Origin of the sequence: Frigoribacterium sp. PhB116, from assembly GCF_004364285.1 — a bacterium.
Taxonomy (GTDB): Bacteria; Actinomycetota; Actinomycetes; order Actinomycetales; family Microbacteriaceae; genus Frigoribacterium.
In genome coordinates this window covers 30,526-50,370 of the sequence record NZ_SOBE01000001.1, presented here as the reverse complement: position 1 = coordinate 50,370, position 19,845 = coordinate 30,526, and the positions used below count along the sequence as shown (strand labels likewise).

The window sequence follows — 19,845 nt, the reverse complement described above, 5'->3', positions numbered from 1 at the left end:
CCCGACGCCCTTCGTCCTCGAGTGGTCAGAACTGGTCCTCCATCGAGCCACGAACGACCACTTTCGACCACTCGACCAACTGGCCCCGACAGGAAGTCCTAGTCGCAGGCGATGCCGTCCCCGTCGCGATCGAGGTCGTAGATGTCGGAGCCGACGACGCTCACGGGACCCCGCACGTATGCGGGTCCGTTGCCGCTGCCGCCGTCACAATCCACGTCAGAGGCCACCGGGACGCAGGCCCCCGAGTAGTTCGAGTCGCAGCCCTGCGGAGCAGGCGCGGGCACGGGGGCCGGCGCAGGCGCCACGTAGGGCTCCCGAGTCCCCCTGCTCGTGACCTGCTGGACCGGAGGCGCCGCGACGACTTCGCTCGCGAGCGATCGTGACGTCTCGACACCGTCCGTGTAGGTGACTTCGTACGTCTTGACGCGAGTGCCGTCCTGGCCGGTCGTGGTGACGGCGTCCTGCCCGATGTCACGTCCGGCGTCGTCGACCGTAACGGCGTCGAACGGTATCGCCTCACTGACATCGACGTTCTCCGTGGTGACCACGGGCGTCGGGGTCGGCGTCGGCGTCGGCGTGGGGCTGGCCGATGCTGTCCTCTGGACAGCGGTGTCGGCAGACGCCGAACCGCTGCTGCTGTCCGGGGCGATGAGAGCCCCGGCGATGAGCAGAGCGGCGACTCCGCCAGCTCCCGTGAGGAGGCGCCCCTTGTTCGTCAGACCGTTCCACCAGCGTTTCATCGCGAGAGACACGTTGATCTAGGCCATCGCCGGCGTGACGGCGACCGGGGCGCCAGCCTGGGCACCGTTCATGCGCGCCTGCACGATGGCTTGGCCGATGCCGCCCAGAAGGAGGAGCAGCGCGTAGTTCCCACCAGTTCCGAGCCCCGTGGCGACGTTGATGCCCTTGGCCAGCGACCACAGGTACCAGAAGAGACCGAAGGGGCAGAGGATCCACCAGGTCGTGATCGCACTCGCGCCGCTTGCATTCACCTCTCCTCGAGTCTTGGCGTACCAGACGATGGAGTAGATCCCGAAGGTGACGAGAGGCAAGAAGAAGACGGCCGCAGCAGAGCGACGCTGGAGGTGAACATTGTTCGACATCTGCGAAAAGTACCGTTTAGTTGGTTATGACTTCGCGCCCCCGTTCGGGGAAGGCCGGGCCCCTCGCTCCCGGCGAAACGTCGAACACGCATCCACCCCTCTACTGGGTCCCCGCACCCCACTAGCCCAGACGGCGGAGCATGTGAGCATGGTTCACAGACCGCGCCCCGACCAGGCGCGGCCTGACCACGGGGGAACGACATGGCCGCAGCAGGCGCGTCCGCACGCGAAGAAGCATTTCGCCAGCAAGCCTTGGCTGAAGCACACGAACAAGCAGCAGCTGAGGCCCGCGACGCGGCCGCTCGCTACGGCCTCGCCGGCATCACCGAGAGCCGTGTCGCCGGCGTCCTCGCTCCGCTCGCCGCAGTCGGCTACACGCTCTTGCCCGATCGAGCCTGGCCGGGAAGCCGCCGCAGCGGTGCCCAGGTCGACCTCATCGTCGTCGGCCCCTCGGGCGTCCACATCGTCGACACCAAGGCGTGGAAGGAGGTATCGATCCGGGGTGGTCGCATCTTCCGGGGCCAGGCGGACGTGTCCGACGACCTCGCGAACATGGCCGACCTCGCGCACAACACCGAGGCGCTCCTCGCCGAGGTGGGACTCGGAGCGCTCGAGGTGCACGCCGTGGCGGTCTTGGCAGGCCACCGGGGCATCAAGGAGAAGGTCGGACCCGTGACGGTCATCGGCGAGCACGACGCCCTCCGCCACGTCACCTCCCCAGGCGCCCGTCTGACGTCTCACCAGATCGACCTGGTGCTCCGTCGCGTCCTCGACCATTTCCCCGTCCTGCGGACGTCCTCCGCCATCGACGTCGCCGTGCCCGAGCCGGTCCTGACCCGGCCGACCGACCCCGTCGACGCAGCCGAGCTCATGACGGCAGAAGAAGTCAACGCGGCCCTTCTCGACGGTGTCCTCGAGGCTCCCATCGAGAAATGGATGTCGTTCCTCGACCCGGCGCAGGCAAAGCTCGCTCGCCGCAGCTTCAACGGACCGGCCCGCATCCGAGGATCAGCCGGCACCGGCAAAACAGTGGTCGGCCTCCACCGCGCCGCATATCTGGCTCGCGGAGGCCAGGGCAAGGTTCTCTTCACGACCTTCGTGAAGACTCTCCCGGTCGTGCTCGAGAACCTTTTCGGCAGGATGGCGCCCGAGGTCGCCCACCAGGTCGAGTTCACCAGCATCCACAAGCTGGCCCTCGGCATCCTCCGAGACCGAGGCGCGTCCGTCCGCATCGACCCGAAGGCCGCCGATGCTGCGTTCAGCGAAGCATGGGCCGGCAGAGGCGAAGGAGGCGCGCTCGGCTCATCGAGGATGTCCTCCGACTACTAGCGAGACGAGATCACCTACGTCATCAAGGGTCGCGGCATCCGCACCTTCGAGCAGTACGCGGACCTCGCACGCGTAGGCCGTCGACACCGTGTCACGATCGATCAGCGCCGGCTCGTCTGGTCCCTCTACGAGCGGTACGACGAGGCTCTGCGTCGTCGCAAGGCGGTCGACTTCGCCGACGTCATCTTGATGGCCCTCGCGAGTGTGAAGCAGAAGCCGCTCGCAGGGTACGGCGCCGTCATCGTCGACGAGGCCCAGGACCTCTCCTGCGCCATGGTGGCGCTCCTCCACACCTTGGTCGGCAACCGCCCCGACGGTCTCACCCTGATCGGTGACGGCCAGCAGACCATCTACCCCGGCGGCTACACGCTCTCCGAGGTCGGTATCTCCCTGAGCGGACGCGGAGTCGTCCTCGACGTCAACCACCGCAACACGGCCGAGATCCTGGCCTTCGCCAACGCGGCGGTGCTCGGTGATGAGTACACAGACATCGAGGGCACGGGCCAGAGCATCGATGGCGTCAAGGCCGTTGCTCGCACGGGGCCCCAGCCCGTTCTCGTCAGGCACGCGACCTGGCCCGAGCACGATGCGGCCCTGGTCGAGCGTGTGCGGGATGTGATGCACCTCGTCGGCATGTCGCTGGGCGACATCGGCGTGCTGACGGCCACGAATAAGGATGCTGACACCGCTATGGACGCGCTCATGGCCGCGGGCATCCCCGCGATGGATCTCTTGAAGTACGACGGCCGACCGAAGGACGCCGTCAAAGTCGGGACGGTGAAGCGAGCCAAGGGCCTCGAGTTCAAGCAGGTCGTGCTTGCGCGAGTGAAGCCGGAGCTGCTGAGGCGAGACACACCCGTCCCTTCCTCAGAGACCGAGCGTGAACGCCTCGCACTCAACCGGCGCGAGCTTTATGTGGCAATGACTCGAGCCCGTGATGGTCTGTGGGTGGGAACGAGCAACGTCACGCCCAGGACGAGCCACGCAGGACGGACTAGCTCATGACGTCCCTGATGACATTCGCTGTTTCGATCGGAGCCGTCGCGTCCTCCCTCGTCGCAGTCGTTGCCTTTTTCCTGGCTCAAGGGCAAGCCAAGCGAGCGAGACAACTTGCCCTAACGTCCGTACACTTCGACCTCACATCGGGTGAGATCGCTGCCGCTCGTAATGTCATGGGCACTTTTCGTTATTCACAGAAGGGCAGGGTGGCCCGACGAGCCGTTGATGGAAAAATTACGAGGGCGGATGTGATCCGGGCCTTCTTCGTGATCGCTTGGGGGCTCGAGCGAGCCGACAACGTTCTCTCGAACTACTCGGCGAAAGATCAAGCCACAGCCGATGACTTCATCGGATGGAACATCGACGAACTAACGCGGAACGTCATCTGGTTTCAAGAAGTCCACGGGCCGGCTCTCGGGGTGCAGAACCAAGACGCCTGGGCAGCATTTACCCAACGCATCCGGTCAGAAGTTCTTCGGGGATCAATCGGGCGAGCTCAGGCGGGCATGAAGGCTTCACCCGAACGAGCGGGAGCACCACGTCGTTAGGCCGAATGCTGGAAGTAACGCCGGACGTAAGCCCGCATCCCAGGGTCGACGGCGTACACGTAGGTGCCCCTGATGCCCCGGGTCAGCAGCACCCCGTAGATGTTGCTGATGAACTCGCGCAGCTCGGCATCGGTGTATGAGCGACCGAGCTGCTTGTTGTTTTCCGCCCCCTTCGTGTCGAAGTAAGAGGCTCGATCAACGGAGAGCTCGTCTAGGTCGACGTTGTATCGGAGGTCGCTACCGATGATCACTCCGGCATAGTTCAGGTCGTATCCCTGCACGGTGTGGATCGAGCCGACCTCCTCCAACGCACCCTTGGACGCGATCCAGTCCTTAGACGTCCGATTCCACTGCAGAGCAACACCATCGACTTCGATGTCGGCCGCTCCGGTGTCTTTTCTCGAGGCCCACTTCCAGGCGTAGCCCGCAACGAGTCGAGCGAGGCCGTGCTCGGCATCCCGCGCGCGGATCTCCGCGTGCATCTCGCCCAGATCGTCGAAGACCCGTAGGTCGTAGCTCTCGAAGGACCTGGGCAACACGCTGCCCGCGACGTGGCCCGAGCGAGGCACGCGAAGCACGTCCCGGACGTAACCGACGTAGTCGGCACCGGCCTTGACCCGCATCTGCGTCGACAACCTGTAGTGCCGGCGCCGGGCACGAGCGTCTTCGAGGAGCGCGACGACGGACTCCTTGGACAAGTCTGCTGGTCGCACACTCTGGGCCTCGTCGACCAGCAGAATCTGGTGTCGGCTCTTGGCACGGATCCAATCGAGTTGCGTCTTCGCGAGGTCGTCGGCCCCGAAGAGGCGCTTGTTGATCACCGGAAACTTCGCGTTGAGCACGCCCGTCGACTGGTTCGCCCGTTGATTCAGCCGGTGTGCCTCATCGACGAGAAGCAGGTCCCACTCGCCATCCGCCTGCCCGACCTCGAACGGGGTGAGCACCATGGCCGGGTCAAGACCGGGCGTCTTGCGGAACACGCGCTTGATCGACTCGCGCAGCGACTGCTGCGGCACAACCATACCGACACGCAGGCCCGCCAGCAGAGCCGGATACTCTCCGAGGAAGAAATCGGCGAAGAGCGAGTCCCCGTCGAAGCCGTCGGCAGCAGGCGCGGAGCCGATATCGACCAGCAGCTTGAGCAAGTAGATGGCAACGACAGTCTTACCGGTGCCCGGGTGTCCCTGGATGACGATCGTGCCGCCGCGATCATCGCGGAGGTCGGCGAACAACCCTTCCAAGATGTCCTCGAGAGCCGCGGCCTGGTCTTGCGTCAGCGCCTTGAAAGGCGACAGCTTGAAGAGGTCGCTGTTCTCGATTTCGGGGATGGGTCGGGTGAAGACGCCCTCGGCGCGGAGCTGCTGCACGACATCCGCAAACACGCCCCGGTACCGCTCACGGTCGTAGTAGTTGGCCGAAGTGATCCCGTCGTTGCGATTCAGGACGCTGTATGCGCCATCTGCTGAGAGCAACTGGATCAGCCTCGACTCCAGGTCCAGGCACGCCGACTTATTGAAGGTCTCGTCGACGACGACGCGGACCGTGTCGAGCTGGCCCTTGTCGGGGTTGACGAGATGCTGACGCATTCGTCCGGCGGCGTTGCGCGTCTCTCCCACGTAGATGTCCCGGAGTGATTCTTGAGCATGCCGTCCTGTCCGATGGGGCCTCGCCTGGTCGAGGACGTAGACGACAGGCCAGTCGATGTGCCGCGCATCAGTCAGCGCCCAGAGGTCGAGCGCCTCCCGATCGAAGGGCACCCGGACGATGTCAGAGGGCATCGTATTTCGTGCTCCGGCCCCGGGCTTTGTCGACGGGGTATTTCTCCCGCGTGACGGCAAGCTTCTGCAAGACAATCTGCTCCGGGTCTAATCCGAGCTTGTCGGCTAGGAGCAGGCAATAGGTCAGGACGTCGGCGAGCTCGTCCTGGACACGGTCGACATCGAAGTCGTTGCCCCATTGAAAGCACTGCAGCAGTTCGCCTGCCTCTACGGCCACACTTTTGGCTAAGTTCTCCTCGGAATGAAACTGCTCCCATTCACGCTCGGCGGTCACCGCCTTGATCGCATTCGTGGCTGAGCTGACAGTCATGCGAATGAAGGTATCAGGGCCCTGGTCACCCATCGCGGTGTCGCTGGGCGACGGAGGGGAAGCTAGCCCGCTTCCAGTGGCGAGTAGCGAAGTGATGAGTTCGCTCAGCACTTTTTCAAACGCGCGAACGTGTTTCGCAACGCACGTGAGCTCGCGAGAACATCGGCTCATGTGATCAGCTACGGGACTGACGTGAACTAATCTCAGCACAGTGCCCGCAATTGATGCGGGGACGCATGAGCGTCCTCGACATCATGACGACGTACGGCGACTTGATAGCCGAGGTCACGTCCTGCGTCCTCGTGAGCCCCGACTCCGTGGCGCGCTTCTTGCCTGCGAGGTCGGGTCTCTTCGACATCGTCGTCTGCGACGAGGCGTCGCAGGTCCGGGTCGCCGAAGCAGTCGGAGCGATGGGCCGCGCGACGTCGGTCGTCGTCGTGGGCGACAGCAAGCAGATGCCGCCGACCTCGTTAGCTGAGGCGACGATCGACGATCGACGATGACGACGCGGAGGCGCAGGTCGCGGACGTGCCGGCTCGTGACAAGGAGTCCATCCTCGCGGAGTGCAAGCAGGCGCGGGTCGAGAGCCGGTGGCTCTCATGGCACTACCGGAGCCAGGACGAGTCCCTCATCGCCTTCAGCAACCGCAACTACTACGAGGACCGTCTCACGTCGTTCCCGGCGCCGGCTCACGGCTCGGTCGGCAGCGGGATCGGCGACCACGGGATCACCATGAGGACGGTCGACGGGAAGTTCCTCCGTTCAGGCCCCAGCAAGACGCTCCGGACGAACCAGGCCGAGGCCGACGCGATCGTGGCGGAGATCCGTCACCGATTCTCGGTTGATCGTGCCGGTACCCCGTCGTTGGGCGTGGTCACCTTCAACGCGCAGCAGCGGACGCTCATCGAGTCGATGCTCCGCGACGCTGGCGACGAGCGCATCATCGACGCCCTCGACGCGTCGTCGGACGGCCCGTTCGTCAAGAACCTCGAGAACGTGCAGGGCGACGAGCGCGACACGATCCTCTTCTCGACGGCCTTCAGCGCCATCGACAAGGGCGTTCTCCCGCTCAACTTCGGGCCCTTGACGAACTTCGGTGGTGAGCGTCGGCTCAACGTGGCGATCGCCCGGGCGAGGCGCCAGGTCATCCTGTTCTCGAGCTTCGACCCCGGTGACCTCCGGGCGGAAGAGACGACCTCCCGGGGCATCAAGGACCTCCGCGCCTACCTCGAGCTGGCTCAGCGCGGAGTGGAGAAGGTCCTCTCGACGAATGCGTCGACGACCACCGACCTGCACCGCGAGGACGTGGCAGAGTCCCTCAGGGCGCGAGGACTCGATGTGCGGACAAACGTCGGCCTGTCCGACTTCAAGATCGACCTGGTCGTTGCCCCCGCCGGCCAGCCAGGATCACCGACCACGGCCGTGCTCCTGGACGGACCGGGTTGGGCGCATCGAGGCACCGGGGCCGACCGCGATGCTCTGCCGGTGGAGGTGCTCGGCGGCCTGATGCACTGGCCGGCCGTTGAACGGGTGTGGCTGCCGGAGTGGCTCAGCGATCGCGACGTCGTTTTCGACCGGCTTACTGCTGCTGTCCCCACGGCGCAGGTCTGACGAGCCGGTGGTCGGGTCCCATGCGCGAGCTCGTCCGAAGCAAGCAGGCGGACGCGCTGGCGCAGGCGGAAGGTCCAGGTGACGCCGTCGGGGTGGCGGACGACTGCTCGGCGAGGTCGGGCACGGTCGCACCCTGTTCGTCGAGCTTGACGAGGCGGTTGTAGAGGGCGCCGAGGTAATCGTAGGCCGAGAGGGAGCTGGTCCTTTGTGGCGATCACACCGATGACCAAAGAATAGGATTCGTGATAATCCATCAGCTAGTCTAGCTGCCGGAAGCAAGTCGGCCTCCGAATTCACTGATCGGTCCTTGGCCGACGCGAATGCCGGAATGGCGGACGAACGTCTGGGGGGAAAGTGAAAGAACTGCTCGCGCGTCAGCTACTGGCGAAAGTGATGGATTTCGGAGACGACCTCGACGACATGGCCGAAGTTGTCGACCGGCTGACCACGTTGAGCGAGATCAAATATGACGATTACGGCGGGTACAGCCCGGGCGTCAAATTCATCGAGTCATTGGCGATGTGGCTGACAGGATTTGAAAGCGAAGATCGTCGAACCGCCCTCGACTTCGTACTCAAGAGATTGACCTACGTGTCTGCAGCCGAGCTCGACCATCTCGTGGCCACCGTTTATAAAGATGTCTTGCGCCCCCTCTACATGAAGAGAGCGGCGTCACTCCTCGGGGAGCCGGAGTGGGCAGTCCGGAAGATCCGCGACAGCAATGCTTTCAAATCACTTCAACGCCGAACTCTCGTTCTGGGCCTGAGCGACGGAGCTCGCCTGGACAAGCTACGGCGATACAGCGCGCTATCCACCGAGCAGTTCCATCTCGTGTCTGTGCTCGATACCGAGAAGCAATCCGACATGTCGGTCAAACTTGCGAAGGCGCTCGCGAAGATGGGTCTCGAAGCAGCCAGAACGTTTAACTCCGTCATTGTGGTCGACGATTTCTCTGGTAGCGGGACAACCATGCTGCGCTACGACGAGGACGACCACCTATGGAGGGGAAAGCTCCAAAAACTCCAGAACCACCTCGCGGATCTGAAAGACAACGGCGTCGTCGCCGATGACGCAACCGTTATCGTCATCCTCTACCTGATCTCGGACAATGCCGACCGGGAGCTGCGGGCGCGCATCAAGAAGGCAGGATTCGAAAGCGAGATACGCCTATTCTCAGCACACAAGTTCGCGGCCGATTTTCCGCTTGACACATCCGACCACGACGACAACGCTTTTCTCGAACTGTGCATGAAGTACTTCCGACCAACATGGAAAGATGAGCACAACGCTCTCGCGGGCGACGTGACGTACGGCTACGGAGGAAGCGCTTTGCCTCTGGTTCTCCATCACAACGCTCCGAATAATTCGCCACCGATTGTCTGGAAAGACGAAGCGGCAGACGGTGCGGTCGGCGATCCGAGCAAGGACTGGATGGGCGTCTTCCCCCGATACGAACGACACCACCCCGGCAGGCCCTAATGGCAGTCAGCAACCCGTTCCGCTATCGCGCGACTGAACAACAGCGGCAGCAGTCTGCATTTCACCGCACTTTCGGCTTTGAGATGCTCGAGGTGTTGCCGACGTCCGAGGACGCGTGGAACCGACTTGTCGTTTTGCGTAGCGCGCCCGGCGCCGGAAAGACCTCGATACTCCGACTGCTGTCGGCCGACTCGTTGCGTCAGCTTCTCAGTAATGCCGCCTCCGACGAAGCAACTCGTGGACTCCGCAATGCCCTCGATTCGATTGGAGCGATAGGCGAGGGCGAGATGAAAATTCTTGGCATCATGATCAGCGTGAACAAGGACTACCGTTCCGTCATCGACCTCGGCCCGAACGGATCTGGTCACAGCGATAAAGTCTTCTTGAAGCTCCTCGACGCGCGACTAATCACTCATATTGTTGAATCAATTCTGACAGCAAAAGGTCTGGATTTCGAAGACTCACACAGAGTGCGTTTTGTTCCGAGAAAAGGTATTGGCGGAGAGCGGGCAAGGACGGCTATCGCCAAACTGTCCGACGATTCGCCCGTTGACCATGAAGGAGGCATTTCCGGAAGCGCGCTCATTGCCGCGGCGCGCGGAAAGGAGCGGCGGGTGATCGAGCTGCTGGACTCCCTCGTTGAAGTCGACTGGGTGGCGGAGACCGGGCACGCTCGCCTCTACTCGCTTCCTCTGTTGAGCAACGTTGACATCGAGGTTGACGGAGAATTCCAGTTTTACCGGCCGGTTCTCCTCTTCGACGATGTCCACGACCTGGCACATTCGCAACGAGACGTACTTTACGATGAGCTCGTCGACCGCACACACGATGTAGGGCGCTGGATCGCCGAACGCCAAGAAGCTGTCCCCGACGAGGAACTGCTCACCGGGCACATCAAAGGACGAGATTTTCGATTGGTCCAACTCGAGACAGAACTGCTCGCCGGCAATAAAGGCGGCAACTCCCAACGGCTCTCCCGCATCCTCACCAATGTCGCTAACGCGCGGGCGACGATCGGGCTCAGCTCGATCGACATTATGAACACGGACTTTACATCCTTGCTCCTAGAAGGAGAGTCGATCCCGCAACCAGCAGCCGCATCGGCACATCTTAAGACGCGAGACCGCATCGTAAGACTCGCCTCAATGCACCCGCAATACGCGGATTGGGTTAGGGCTTCGGACGAGCAGACGGCGAACTCGGACTTGCTTGCCTCTGCCGCGCACTGGCGAGAGATCGAAATTCTTATTGAACGAGACCTCGCCCGCTCGCAGCCGACTTTGTTCGACATTCCTGTCGACTCAGACAAAGCGGCTCAAATGTCGTCGAGCGGAACACGTGCTGCGGCGAGGCTGTTTCTGGCGAACGAGAACAATCTGCCGTACTACTACGGACCAGACGTACTTGCCGACCTTTCCAGCCGAAACATTGAACAGTATCTCGGGGTCGCAGGTGACCAGTTCGACCTCATCGTCTCGGCCGTCACCGCGCGAAGCCGACGGGGCTCACCCTTCCTCACAGCACAAGAGCAGGACCAACGCATCCGTCGATCAAGCAAACAGCTCTGGGCCGCCATCCCTTCCAGGGTCCCGCACGGGACAGACGTACTCGCCCTTCTGCACGCGATCGCAGATCACAGCCGGCACGAGACTTATCGGGTGAGCGCACCGTACGGTCCTGGCGTCACCGGTACGGCTATAGAGAACACTGAACGCAAACAACTGCTCGGGCGTCTCGGTGACAAAGGTGCGAGATACGACCGTCTCAGGCGCGCCCTGTCGAGTGCTGTCGCCAACAACCTCTTGGAGATGTCGCCCGAGCCGAACCGTACTGTCGGACCGCAGTGGGCGGTTCTCTACCTGAACCGTCTCCTTCTGCCGCACTTCGACCTACCGCTGCAACGAGGCGGCTACCGCGAGCAGTCGATCTCGAAGATGGCCCGACGGCTGGAACTGACGGTGACAGTCGACACCGGGGCCGGGCCGCCGGACCCCCTTACGAAGCTGCGCGACGTCGAAGGATGGCCGAAGTGATCGCGACCGATCAACCCAACCTGCGTTGGTACGACTACGTGTTCGCGAAGGGCGATGAAAGCGACGCGCTGATCCACGATGCGACGCGACCAGACGGCAGAACCCTCCTGGTCTGCGGTGCCGGCTTCGACCCGCGTACGCTCGACGTTCCCCAAAGGGTGGCCGTCAAGGCGCGAGGCGACGTCACCGTCGTCGCCATGGCGCCAGTCGCTGCAGGAGAACATGACGGGGCAGAGGAGTCAGCGCGCGAGAATGCCACCCAACTAGAGAAGCTGTTCGGCCCACGGCTCACGCTTTTCCCACCCCCGGCAGTGGAAGACCCGTCTACGCTCGGCACGGTGTTGGCCCGCGAGCTTGGCAAGCGGTTCAAAGTGCTCGATTTCGACACAGTCATAGTTGACATGAGCGGACTACCGTCTTCTATGTCGTTCCCAGTGATTCAACTTTTGTTGATTCAGTCCATGCCGGACAGCGCCGGCCGGCCGTTCAACGGCAATCTTCTCGTCACGGTGTCCGAAGACGCATCGACCGACGCGCGAATAGTCGCAACCGGTCTAGGTCCTGCCGGAATCATGTCGTCGTTCACGCGGCTTGACGATAAAAAACAAAACATTTGGGTTCCGGTCCTCGGCAAGAACTCCACCGAGGAGCTGAAGGCCCTCGTAACTCTCCTGCGGCCAGACGAAGTCTGTCCGGTCGTCCCGTTCCCATCGGTCGACCCGTTGCGAGCGGATGATTTGCTTGTGGAACACCGTACTCTCCTGTTCGACGAGCTCCGGTTCGAACCACGGAATGTCCTTTATGCATCCGAATCGAACCCGTTCGACCTCTACAGACAGCTCGTATGGCTAGCCGACAGGTACCGGATCGCGTTGAAGCCCCTCGGCGGCGCCACCATCATCGTCAGCGAGCATGCCAGTAAGGTACTGAGTCTCGGCGCGCTTCTCGCGGCACACGAAGCAGACATCGCCGTAGGCTATGTCCGGCCAATGTCCTACCGACTCGAGCCGGACACGGGCGCGACTCGAACACCACGAATTCACACCGCCTGGCTAACCGGACAACCGTACGAGGAAATGTCAGCGGCATGATCGAAGATTCAGGCAATGGCCCCCTACTCCGATGAAATAGCAGCGTTACCCGCGACCTATGCGACAGCACTGAGAACGCTCGACGGCAGGCAGCTGGACCGCGCTCGCACAGCAGTGACCGGACGAGATCTATATGCCATCGGCAGCGGCGGAACGATTGTTGTTGCAGAACTCGCAGCAGATTTCCACCGCATCGCCACAGGTCGTGCAGCGACTGCTTTGACACCGCTGCGTTTTGTTGAGACAGCCGCGTCTATCGACCGCGGGGTCGTCGTCTTATTCTCCGCTCAAGCACGCCATCCAGACACAGCGTTCGCAGCCACTACCGCCCTCGCTCACGGCATTCCGATAGTTCTTTTTACGCAGCGTGACCGCGCTGACCTTTTCGGACCTCTAGCAAATGCCCAAGTCACAGTCATCACCCTCCCTTCAGACACAGGCAAAGATGGGTTCCTCGCCACCCAAAGCGTGCTGACAATGGCCGTGGCGGCCGCAGCGACATACTTCCCGCAAACGCTGCCTAAAGAGCTGCCCTACTTGTCGCCGTCGGACAACGCTCCTCTTCGGAGGCGCCTCGTCGTACTCCACGGTCACGCCGGCTTCCCCGCGGCTCGCGACATTGAAGTTCGCATGCACGAACTGGGCCTCGCGGACGTTCAGCTCGCCGACTGGCGCAACCTCGCCCACGGGCGCCACGTGGGCTTACGACGCAACGAGGGCAGCACCACGGTCATCGCTCTAATCTCGCCGGAGACTGCGCAGATCGCTCGACGTACTTTGGCTGCCCTACCCGACTCGGTGGACATCCGCGTGATCGAGACGAGGTTCGACGGGGTAATAGGCAGCCTTCATCTGCTCTCCGCCGTTATGCAACTCCCACTGCTCACGACCCCAGACGACCACCTCGAGCCGAGCAAACCCAAAGTCGCCCCTTGGGGCCGGGAGCTCTACCACCTGCCTTTTAAACGCATGTTCCCCTCGACCGTCGATAACCCGGGCCTTAGGAAAGCGAAGGCTGCCGGATTCTCGAGCGAAAACTCGTCCGCCGTGGACATCTACACATCTGCATACAACACCTGGCTGACGCGTGTCCGAAAGACGCCGATCGACGTTCTCGTCGTCGACTACGACGGCACGTGCGTGGCGACCCCGGACCGGTGGGATCCGCCGACACCGGCCGTGCAGACAGCCATTCTCCGTGTGCTCGAATTGGACCTCCCGATCGTCTTCGCAACCGGACGCGGGGACAGTCTCTACGAAGGCCTGCGCACGTGGGTTCCAGAGAAACACTGGAGCCGCATACGCCTGGGCCTGCACAACGGCGCGTGGATCCAAGAACTATCCCAACCGCTGCTCGAACCGGCAATTCTAGCTTCAGAATGGACCTCGCGTCTTCGGGAAAGGCTCCGTCCATTCGTCGACACGTCCCTTATCACCATCCGCTCGAGCGGAACACAGCTGGCAATTAACAGCGTTGACTCCAGCATGAGCGTGAATGCTGTTTTTGCTCTGGTGTCTTCCCTGACAGGAGGTATGGAGAAACACCTTCGGGTCGCTTCCAGCGCACATAGCGTCGACGTAATCGATGCGAACTCGGGAAAAGAACACGTCTTTGCCATCGCCGAGAAGGAATGGGGGAACGCCCTTGCGATAGGAGACAGGGGCGGCCTCGGCGGAAACGACTACGGGCTGCTTTCGGCATCAACGCTGAGTATCACCGTCGACGAATGTTCCCCCGATCCCTCCCGCTGCTGGCCGGTCACCGACGCGGACGTCCGAGGCCCTCAAGCTCTCGTCGTCGTGCTCGATGCGCTCCAACCGCGTCGAGGCCGCCTTCACCTCACAGTGAAGAACCGTAAACTTGACCTGCGATGACTTCCGAACCCGGCAACGACAGGAACGCTGCCCCTGGGCGACCGAGGACGTTCGTGAGCAGCGGATTCATCACGGTAGATGTCATGATCGACGGGTCGGTCAGCGCCTCGCCGGGCGGTACAGCAACAAATGTCGCGCGAGCGCTGCAAACACACGGCTGGAGTACGCGCGTGGCGGGAACCGTCGGAAACGATCCCGCTGGCAGGTTCCTCAAGGAAGAGCTGGCGCACGACGGCGTCGACGTAAGCTCCCTCCATTTAAATCAGGCGTGGACTACCCCGGTAGTCGTACAAGAAGAATCTCGGGGCGACCATGAGTGGAGATTCAGCTGCCCCGTGTGTGGTGCGAAGTTCGCGAAACACCGCCCGGCGAACGAAGCGACTGCGAATGCGCTAGCCCATAACACCGAGGCCCCAGACGTCTTTTTCTTCGACCGAGTCAGTCTATTCACGCTCGCCCTAGCAGCTACCTGGGCCAAGCTAGGCACCTATATAGTCTTCGAACCCGCCGCCCTTGGACGTCCGCACTTATTCGAGCGAGCACTTCATATTGCAGATCTGGTGAAGTTTAGCGCAGAGCGCGCTCCGTCATTTTACAATCAACTTGAGTCTTCCAGCGCGAGCATCGTTGAAACCCTTGGACCTAGTGGGGCTCGCCTAAAAGCGGCCGGTTCCGATTCCTGGCTGCATGTAGAGGCAACGCAAGTCGAAGGCCTAGTCGACACCGCCGGGGCAGGAGACTGGACCTCAGCCGGGCTAATAAACGCCCTGTTCGACCCCCCCGCGGGAAAAGACAAGTTTGATCTAGAGCGTGCTGTCGCCGCTGGTCAAGTCTTGGGTGCTCGAGCCTGCACCTGGAAGGGAGTGTTCCCGGACGCTTTGCGACCGATCCAACGGGGTTTCGAGGCGTTCGGCTGTCCTCGCGTTCTTCGCGAAACGCAGGTTGCATAATCCCTTTGAACGCGGCCCCGTGCCACGCTTGTATCACCCCTGGCCAGATCGCATGCGTGGGCAATGACCGCGACTGTCCTCGTTGAAATCCCCAAAGCAGGAATGGCAGTCGAGTCGGGCGATACAGGCACGCACGTCGGAGATCACGAACTCCCGGTGCTTCCCGAACCTGTAGGCGGGGGCCTTTGACGTGCACCCCCAATAGTCAACCGTGGAGATCGTTGTGCCCTGGTAGGCCGCCAGCTCGCGGACGTCCATAAGAGGGTCCAGACCCCACTCGTCGGCAGGAGCAGAGGTTGGGTGCCCGCCGTGGATGCTCATGTCCAGCAGGTGCGCACGTCGATCCGGACTGACCGAGATCGACCCGAGCGCTTCGGACGACAGCGGTGGATCGGCGGCTCAGGACGAGTGAAAGTGACGACGGCGTGGTGACACATGAATCTCTTTGACCAAAGAATCCCGAGAACCCTTGAGTTTCCGAGCCATTTGGTCGGGCTGACAGGATTTGAACCTGCGACCCCTTGACCCCCAGTCAAGTGCGCTACCAAGCTGCGCCACAGCCCGAGAAATTCGCTCCGGAGAGTGAACCTCTTGGTGTTGCCCCGACCGAGGCAACTCGAACAGCATAGCCGATCCTGAGGCCCTGTTTGCGCACGCCGAGGCGCCCCTGAGCTGGGGGCACGAATATCGGTTGAGATCTGGCATACATGAGTCATGATCTTCTTCGTGGGGATCATCGACTGGACGACGGGCGAGCACGCGCGCCGTCTCGACCTGTGGTCCCGCCTGTCTGCCGAGGGTGACGCGAGCGGCCTGGCCCCCGACGCCGTCCGCGCTCTCGGCCTCTACCGCGGTCAGGCGGGCATCTTCTTCGATGGACAGGCTGACTGGGCTCGAGATGCGCCCGGCCGGGTAGCCCTCACGCTCTTGAACACGGGCAAGACGTACGCCGACTCGATCGTGGGTGACCGCCTCGAGTACCACTACCCATCCACGAACAGGCCCCCCGCGTTCGACAGGAACGAGATCGAGTCCGTCAAGCGCGCGCAGTCCCTCGGCCTTCCCCTCTTCGTCCTGGTCAACAACGCCTACAAGGCGGCCTTGAAAGACGTGCGGCTCGGCTACGTGGACACTTACGACGACGACGCTGAGGCCTTCTTCATCACCCTCGTCGACGCCGTCCTCCCTCTCGCCGCCGCCGAGCAACTACCCGAGACCGAGGACGACATCGAGCTCTTCGGCGGGCTGCCGAAGCAGACTCTCCGCCTCGTCCAGCAGCGCAACCAGCAGCGCCGCTTCAAGACCGACGTGCTCATCCGCTACGGCAGCCAGTGCGCCCTGTGCGACATCGACGTGCCACGGCTCATCCAGGGCGCGCACCTCATCCCCAAGAGCATCGGCGGCGCGGATCACGCCCAGAACGGGCTGCCCCTCTGCCTCAACCACCACACGGCCTTCGACGCCTTCTTGCTCGTCATCGAGACCGACGGCTCGGGCATCACCTACGCTCCCGGCGTGTCCAAAGAATCGCTTCGCGTGACCCGCGACGACCTGACCCACCTCCGCGCTGCACCGTCCAAGCGAGCGCTTCGCCAGTACAACTCGTCACCTGCGGCGAAGGCCGCCCGCGCCGCCTGGGTCTGACCACCACTGTTGCGCCCCGTTACACCTCACGCGACAGCACCTGCCACCCCGCCCTACCGTCGGGACATGCCCGCCTCCTCGACGACCGCCTCCCGCGCTCTGCCGTTGACCCTGCGGGGGGTGGGCCGGCGGTTCGACCGGCCAGTGCTGCACGGGGTGGACCTCGACGTGGCCGCCGGCGAGATCGTCGCCGTGCTCGGGCCGAGCGGGTGCGGCAAGTCGACGCTGCTCCGCCAGCTCGGCGGACTCGACCAGCCCGACACCGGCACCGTGCGGATCGGCGCCGAGCCTGCCCGCCACGCTGACCAACGGTGTGCCGTCGCCTTCCAGGAGCCGCGCCTCCTCCCGTGGCGCACCCTCCGCGACAACGTCGCCCTCGGCCTCCCGAAGCCGAGCAAGGGCGGCAGCTCCCCCAAGCTCACGAAGCCCGAGCGCGACGCTCGCCTCACCGAGCTGCTCGACCTCGTCCACCTCAGGCCCGCCGGAGCCCGCCGCCCCCGCGAGGTCAGCGGCGGCATGGCCCAGCGCGCCAGCCTCGCCCGGGCCCTCGCCCGCCAGCCCGCGGTCCTCCTCCTCGACGAGCCGTTCGGCGCCCTCGACGCCCTCACCCGCCTCCGCATGCAGGACCTGCTCCTCGACGTCCACGACGCCCTCCCCACCACGGTCGTCCTCGTCACCCACGACGTCGACGAGGCCCTCTACCTCGCCGACCGCGTCGTGCTGCTCGCCGACCTCAGCCGGCAGCCGGCCGACCAGCCCGACCCGACGAGCGCCGACTCGACGCACGCCGACACCGCAGGAGGCGCCACCAGCATCCAGCGCATCGTCACGGTCCCCGGAGCCCGCCGTCGAGACCGCGACGCCCCCGAGCTCGCCGTCCTCCGCCAGGAGCTGCTCGAGGGCCTCGGCGTCCACCGCGTCCCCGCGGCCAGCGGCAGCACCGCACGCCCCTAGCCCGCACCGCTCACCTCGAGCCCCACGCCATCCCCGACACAGCACCGGAGACGACACCATGACCAGCACCCGCACCTCCCCCGCCCGCCGCAGCCGCGCCTCCTTCGCCGCCCTCGCGCTCGGCGCAGCAGCAGCCCTCGCGCTCACCGGCTGCGTCGCCGGCGAGGACGCCCAGGGCGAGCCCGCCGAGGCCGCGGGCGGCGACGCGAGCGCCTCCGGCGGCGAGTGGAGCACCGACACCCTCGACATCGACTTCGCGACCTACAACCCGCTCAGCCTGATCGTCAAGGATCAGGGCTTCATCGAGGACGCCCTCGGCGACGACGTCACCGTCACCTGGACCCAGTCCGCCGGCTCGAACAAGGCCAACGAGCTGTTGCGTGCCGGAGCCGTCGACGTCGGCTCCACCGCCGGCTCGGCCGCGCTGCTCGCCCGCTCGAACGGCTCCCCCATCCACACGATCGACATCTACTCGCAGCCCGAGTGGTCGGCGCTCGTCGTCCCCGGCGACAGCGACATCGCCGACGTCGAGGACCTCGAGGGCAAGACGATCGCGGCGACGAAGGGCACCGACCCCTACTTCTTCCTGCTGCAGGCGCTCGACGAGGCCGGCCTCAGCGCGAGCGACGTCACCATCGAGAACCTGCAGCACGCTGACGGCCGCGCCGCCCTCCAGAACGGCAGCGTCGACGCCTGGTCCGGGCTCGACCCGATCATGGCCGCCAGCGAGGCCGAGTCGGACACGAAGCTGCTGTACCGCAACGTCGACTTCAACACCTACGGGTTCCTCAACGCGACGGAGTCGTTCCTGACCGAGTCGCCCGACGTCGCCCAGGTCGTCGTCGACTCGTACGAGAAGGCCCGCGCCTGGGCCGAGGAGAACCCCGACGAGACCGCGACCATCCTCTCCGGAGTCGCCGGCATCGACCCGGCCGTCGCCACCACCGTGCTCGACCGCACCCACTTCGACGTCGACCCCGTCCCCGGAGCCGCACAGGTCGACGTGCTGGAGGCCGTCGGCCCGATCCTCGTCGAGTCCGGCGATGTCGCCTCGCAGGACGCCGTCGACGACGCCCTCGACACCCTCTTCGACGACACCTTCGCCAAGGACGCCGACGCCTCGTGACCGACACCTACCCGCTGAGCGGCAACGAGAAGGAGGCGGACGCCCGCCAAGTCGTCGAGCGCGGCCGCAGCGGATCGCAGGAGGCGCGGGCCGGCTCGACCCCCACCTCCCGCGGTCCGCGTCGCGGCCTGGCCCTGCTCGGGGCGATCCTGCCCGCGGCCGTCCTGCTCGCGTGGGTGCTCGCGACCGAGGTCGTCGACGTGCCGAGCAACAACCTCCCCTCGCCGTCAGACGTCTGGCTGGCCGCCGTGCAGCTGGCGCAGGCGGGGCTGCTCGGGCAGTACGTCGCGATCTCGGTGCAGCGCGTGCTGATCGGCTTCGCGATCGGGGCCGGCATCGGCATCGTGCTCGGAGCCGTCGTCGGCCTCTCGCGGGTCGGCGAGGCGCTGCTCGCTCCGTCGATCGCCGCGGTGCGGGCTGTGCCGTCGCTGGCGTGGGTGCCGCTGCTGATCCTCTACCTCGGCATCGGCGAGGACTCGAAGATCACCCTCATCGCGATCGGCGCCGCCTTCCCCGTCTTCACGACCGTGGCCGGCAGCCTGCGTCACGTCGACCCGCAGCTGGTGGAGGCAGGCCGCGCGTACGGGCTCGGCCCCGTCTCGCTCTTCACGACGGTGCAGCTGCCTGCGGTGATCCCGTCGCTCGTCTCGGGCCTGCGCCTCGCGCTCGCCCAGGCGTGGCTGTTCCTGGTCGCGGCCGAGCTGATCGCGTCGTCGATGGGGCTCGGCTTCCTGCTCACCGACTCGCAGTACAACGGACGCGTCGACCGCATGTTCCTCGCGATCATCCTGCTCGCGCTGCTCGGGACGCTGACCGACTTCGTCCTCAACGCCGCCCAGCGCGTGCTCCTCCGCCGCTGGCGCTAGCCCGCCCCTCCTCGCCCTGCCACCTCGTTGCGGACACGGCACCTCGTCGCGCCGAGGTTCCTCGTCCGGAAGTCGGGTGCCACGGCGAGGCTGTCGGCGCGGGCCGATAGCATCAGCGGACCCATCGACGACGACCGGCCAGGGGGGAC

18 protein-coding genes and 1 tRNA gene are annotated in these 19,845 nt (G+C 64.3%); 14 read left to right on the top strand and 5 right to left on the bottom strand.

Features of this window, described 5'->3' with window-relative positions; genetic code table 11:
• Positions 1–98 precede the first annotated feature (98 nt).
• Positions 99–740 (bottom strand): G5 domain-containing protein, encoded by a 642-nt coding sequence (locus tag EDF20_RS00225; protein ID WP_133737362.1) that lies wholly within the window; start codon positions 738–740, stop codon positions 99–101.
• A gap of 18 nt (positions 741–758) precedes the next feature.
• Positions 759–1,103, bottom strand: coding sequence for a DUF4234 domain-containing protein (locus EDF20_RS00220; RefSeq protein ID WP_133737361.1), 345 nt, complete (start codon positions 1,101–1,103; stop codon positions 759–761).
• A gap of 252 nt (positions 1,104–1,355) precedes the next feature.
• On the opposite strand from EDF20_RS00220, the gene EDF20_RS00215 reads away from it, so the two are divergent.
• From EDF20_RS00215 to EDF20_RS00205, 3 genes are read left to right on the top strand one after another with little or no spacing between them, the layout of a single operon-like run.
• The gene (locus EDF20_RS00215) at positions 1,356–2,432 is read left to right on the top strand and encodes a nuclease-related domain-containing protein (protein WP_166644727.1); all 1,077 of its coding nucleotides are present in this window, start codon (positions 1,356–1,358) and stop codon (positions 2,430–2,432) included.
• A gap of 9 nt (positions 2,433–2,441) precedes the next feature.
• Entirely contained in the window at positions 2,442–3,437 is a 996-nt protein-coding gene (locus EDF20_RS00210; protein ID WP_347876488.1) for a 3'-5' exonuclease, read from the top strand.
• On the top strand, positions 3,434–3,979 hold the full coding sequence (locus EDF20_RS00205) for a hypothetical protein (protein ID WP_133737358.1): 546 nt from the start codon (positions 3,434–3,436) through the stop codon (positions 3,977–3,979). The genes EDF20_RS00210 and EDF20_RS00205 overlap by 4 nt, the downstream gene beginning before the upstream one ends.
• Here EDF20_RS00205 and EDF20_RS00200 read toward each other — a convergent pair.
• Positions 3,976–5,757, bottom strand: coding sequence for a DUF2075 domain-containing protein (locus tag EDF20_RS00200; RefSeq protein WP_133737357.1), 1,782 nt, complete (start codon positions 5,755–5,757; stop codon positions 3,976–3,978). The genes EDF20_RS00205 and EDF20_RS00200 overlap by 4 nt on opposite strands.
• The gene (locus EDF20_RS00195; protein ID WP_133737356.1) at positions 5,747–6,067 is read right to left on the bottom strand and encodes a nucleotide pyrophosphohydrolase; all 321 of its coding nucleotides are present in this window, start codon (positions 6,065–6,067) and stop codon (positions 5,747–5,749) included. Before EDF20_RS00195 ends, EDF20_RS00200 begins: the two co-directional genes overlap by 11 nt.
• 236 nt (positions 6,068–6,303) lie before the next feature.
• Here EDF20_RS00195 and EDF20_RS15845 point away from each other — a divergent pair, with 236 nt between their 5' ends.
• The 7 genes from EDF20_RS15845 to EDF20_RS00165 all read left to right on the top strand — a co-directional run bounded on the left by EDF20_RS15845 (position 6,304) and on the right by EDF20_RS00165 (position 15,106).
• Positions 6,304–6,570 (top strand): AAA domain-containing protein, encoded by a 267-nt coding sequence (locus tag EDF20_RS15845; protein WP_208292560.1) that lies wholly within the window; start codon positions 6,304–6,306, stop codon positions 6,568–6,570.
• A gap of 25 nt (positions 6,571–6,595) precedes the next feature.
• Entirely contained in the window at positions 6,596–7,678 is a 1,083-nt protein-coding gene (locus EDF20_RS00190; protein WP_208292559.1) for an AAA domain-containing protein, read from the top strand.
• 354 nt (positions 7,679–8,032) lie between these two features.
• Entirely contained in the window at positions 8,033–9,157 is a 1,125-nt protein-coding gene (locus EDF20_RS00185) for a hypothetical protein (protein ID WP_133737355.1), read from the top strand.
• Positions 9,157–11,190, top strand: a complete 2,034-nt coding sequence (locus EDF20_RS00180; RefSeq protein WP_133737354.1) for a hypothetical protein — start codon at positions 9,157–9,159, stop codon at positions 11,188–11,190. Before EDF20_RS00185 ends, EDF20_RS00180 begins: the two co-directional genes overlap by 1 nt.
• Entirely contained in the window at positions 11,187–12,281 is a 1,095-nt protein-coding gene (locus EDF20_RS00175) for a hypothetical protein (protein ID WP_243833306.1), read from the top strand. Before EDF20_RS00180 ends, EDF20_RS00175 begins: the two co-directional genes overlap by 4 nt.
• 15 nt (positions 12,282–12,296) lie before the next feature.
• Positions 12,297–14,156 carry a hypothetical protein gene (locus EDF20_RS00170; RefSeq protein ID WP_133737352.1) on the top strand — a complete coding sequence of 620 codons (1,860 nt, stop codon included), beginning with the start codon at positions 12,297–12,299 and terminating at the stop codon, positions 14,154–14,156.
• Complete coding sequence (locus tag EDF20_RS00165) at positions 14,153–15,106, top strand: PfkB family carbohydrate kinase (RefSeq protein ID WP_133737351.1); 954 nt, start codon at positions 14,153–14,155, stop codon at positions 15,104–15,106. The genes EDF20_RS00170 and EDF20_RS00165 overlap by 4 nt, the downstream gene beginning before the upstream one ends.
• Positions 15,107–15,593: 487 nt before the next feature.
• Here the strand turns inward: EDF20_RS00165 and EDF20_RS00155 are convergent.
• Positions 15,594–15,670: transfer RNA gene (locus tag EDF20_RS00155), tRNA-Pro, on the bottom strand.
• A gap of 150 nt (positions 15,671–15,820) precedes the next feature.
• Here EDF20_RS00155 and EDF20_RS00150 point away from each other — a divergent pair.
• The 4 genes from EDF20_RS00150 (at position 15,821) to EDF20_RS00135 (ending at position 19,696) form a co-directional block, all read left to right on the top strand.
• Positions 15,821–16,750, top strand: coding sequence for an HNH endonuclease (locus EDF20_RS00150; RefSeq protein WP_133737350.1), 930 nt, complete (start codon positions 15,821–15,823; stop codon positions 16,748–16,750).
• Between the two features lie 66 nt (positions 16,751–16,816).
• Positions 16,817–17,704 carry an ABC transporter ATP-binding protein gene (locus tag EDF20_RS00145; protein ID WP_133737349.1) on the top strand — a complete coding sequence of 296 codons (888 nt, stop codon included), beginning with the start codon at positions 16,817–16,819 and terminating at the stop codon, positions 17,702–17,704.
• A 58-nt stretch (positions 17,705–17,762) separates the two neighbouring features.
• Positions 17,763–18,830: an aliphatic sulfonate ABC transporter substrate-binding protein gene (locus EDF20_RS00140; RefSeq protein WP_133737348.1), complete on the top strand. Its 1,068-nt coding sequence runs from the start codon at positions 17,763–17,765 to the stop codon at positions 18,828–18,830.
• A complete protein-coding gene (locus tag EDF20_RS00135) occupies positions 18,827–19,696 on the top strand; it encodes an ABC transporter permease (protein ID WP_243833305.1) in 870 nt (289 codons plus the stop codon). The genes EDF20_RS00140 and EDF20_RS00135 overlap by 4 nt, the downstream gene beginning before the upstream one ends.
• Positions 19,697–19,845: the final 149 nt, after the last annotated feature.

What these genes read in the sequence shown, in the direction of transcription:
- EDF20_RS00225 (WP_133737362.1), bottom strand. Translation starts at nt 740, where the DNA reads ATGAAACGCTGGTGGAACGGTCTGACGAACAAGGGGCGCCTCCTCACG.
- EDF20_RS00180 (WP_133737354.1), top strand. Translation starts at nt 9,157, where the DNA reads ATGGCAGTCAGCAACCCGTTCCGCTATCGCGCGACTGAACAACAGCGG.
- EDF20_RS00170 (WP_133737352.1), top strand. Translation starts at nt 12,297, where the DNA reads ATGGCCCCCTACTCCGATGAAATAGCAGCGTTACCCGCGACCTATGCG.
- EDF20_RS00140 (WP_133737348.1), top strand. Translation starts at nt 17,763, where the DNA reads ATGACCAGCACCCGCACCTCCCCCGCCCGCCGCAGCCGCGCCTCCTTC.
- EDF20_RS15845 (WP_208292560.1), top strand. Translation starts at nt 6,304, where the DNA reads ATGAGCGTCCTCGACATCATGACGACGTACGGCGACTTGATAGCCGAG.
- EDF20_RS00195 (WP_133737356.1), bottom strand. Translation starts at nt 6,067, where the DNA reads ATGACTGTCAGCTCAGCCACGAATGCGATCAAGGCGGTGACCGCCGAG.
- EDF20_RS00205 (WP_133737358.1), top strand. Translation starts at nt 3,434, where the DNA reads ATGACGTCCCTGATGACATTCGCTGTTTCGATCGGAGCCGTCGCGTCC.
- EDF20_RS00165 (WP_133737351.1), top strand. Translation starts at nt 14,153, where the DNA reads ATGACTTCCGAACCCGGCAACGACAGGAACGCTGCCCCTGGGCGACCG.
- EDF20_RS00150 (WP_133737350.1), top strand. Translation starts at nt 15,821, where the DNA reads ATGATCTTCTTCGTGGGGATCATCGACTGGACGACGGGCGAGCACGCG.
- EDF20_RS00200 (WP_133737357.1), bottom strand. Translation starts at nt 5,757, where the DNA reads ATGCCCTCTGACATCGTCCGGGTGCCCTTCGATCGGGAGGCGCTCGAC.
- EDF20_RS00220 (WP_133737361.1), bottom strand. Translation starts at nt 1,103, where the DNA reads ATGTCGAACAATGTTCACCTCCAGCGTCGCTCTGCTGCGGCCGTCTTC.
- EDF20_RS00145 (WP_133737349.1), top strand. Translation starts at nt 16,817, where the DNA reads ATGCCCGCCTCCTCGACGACCGCCTCCCGCGCTCTGCCGTTGACCCTG.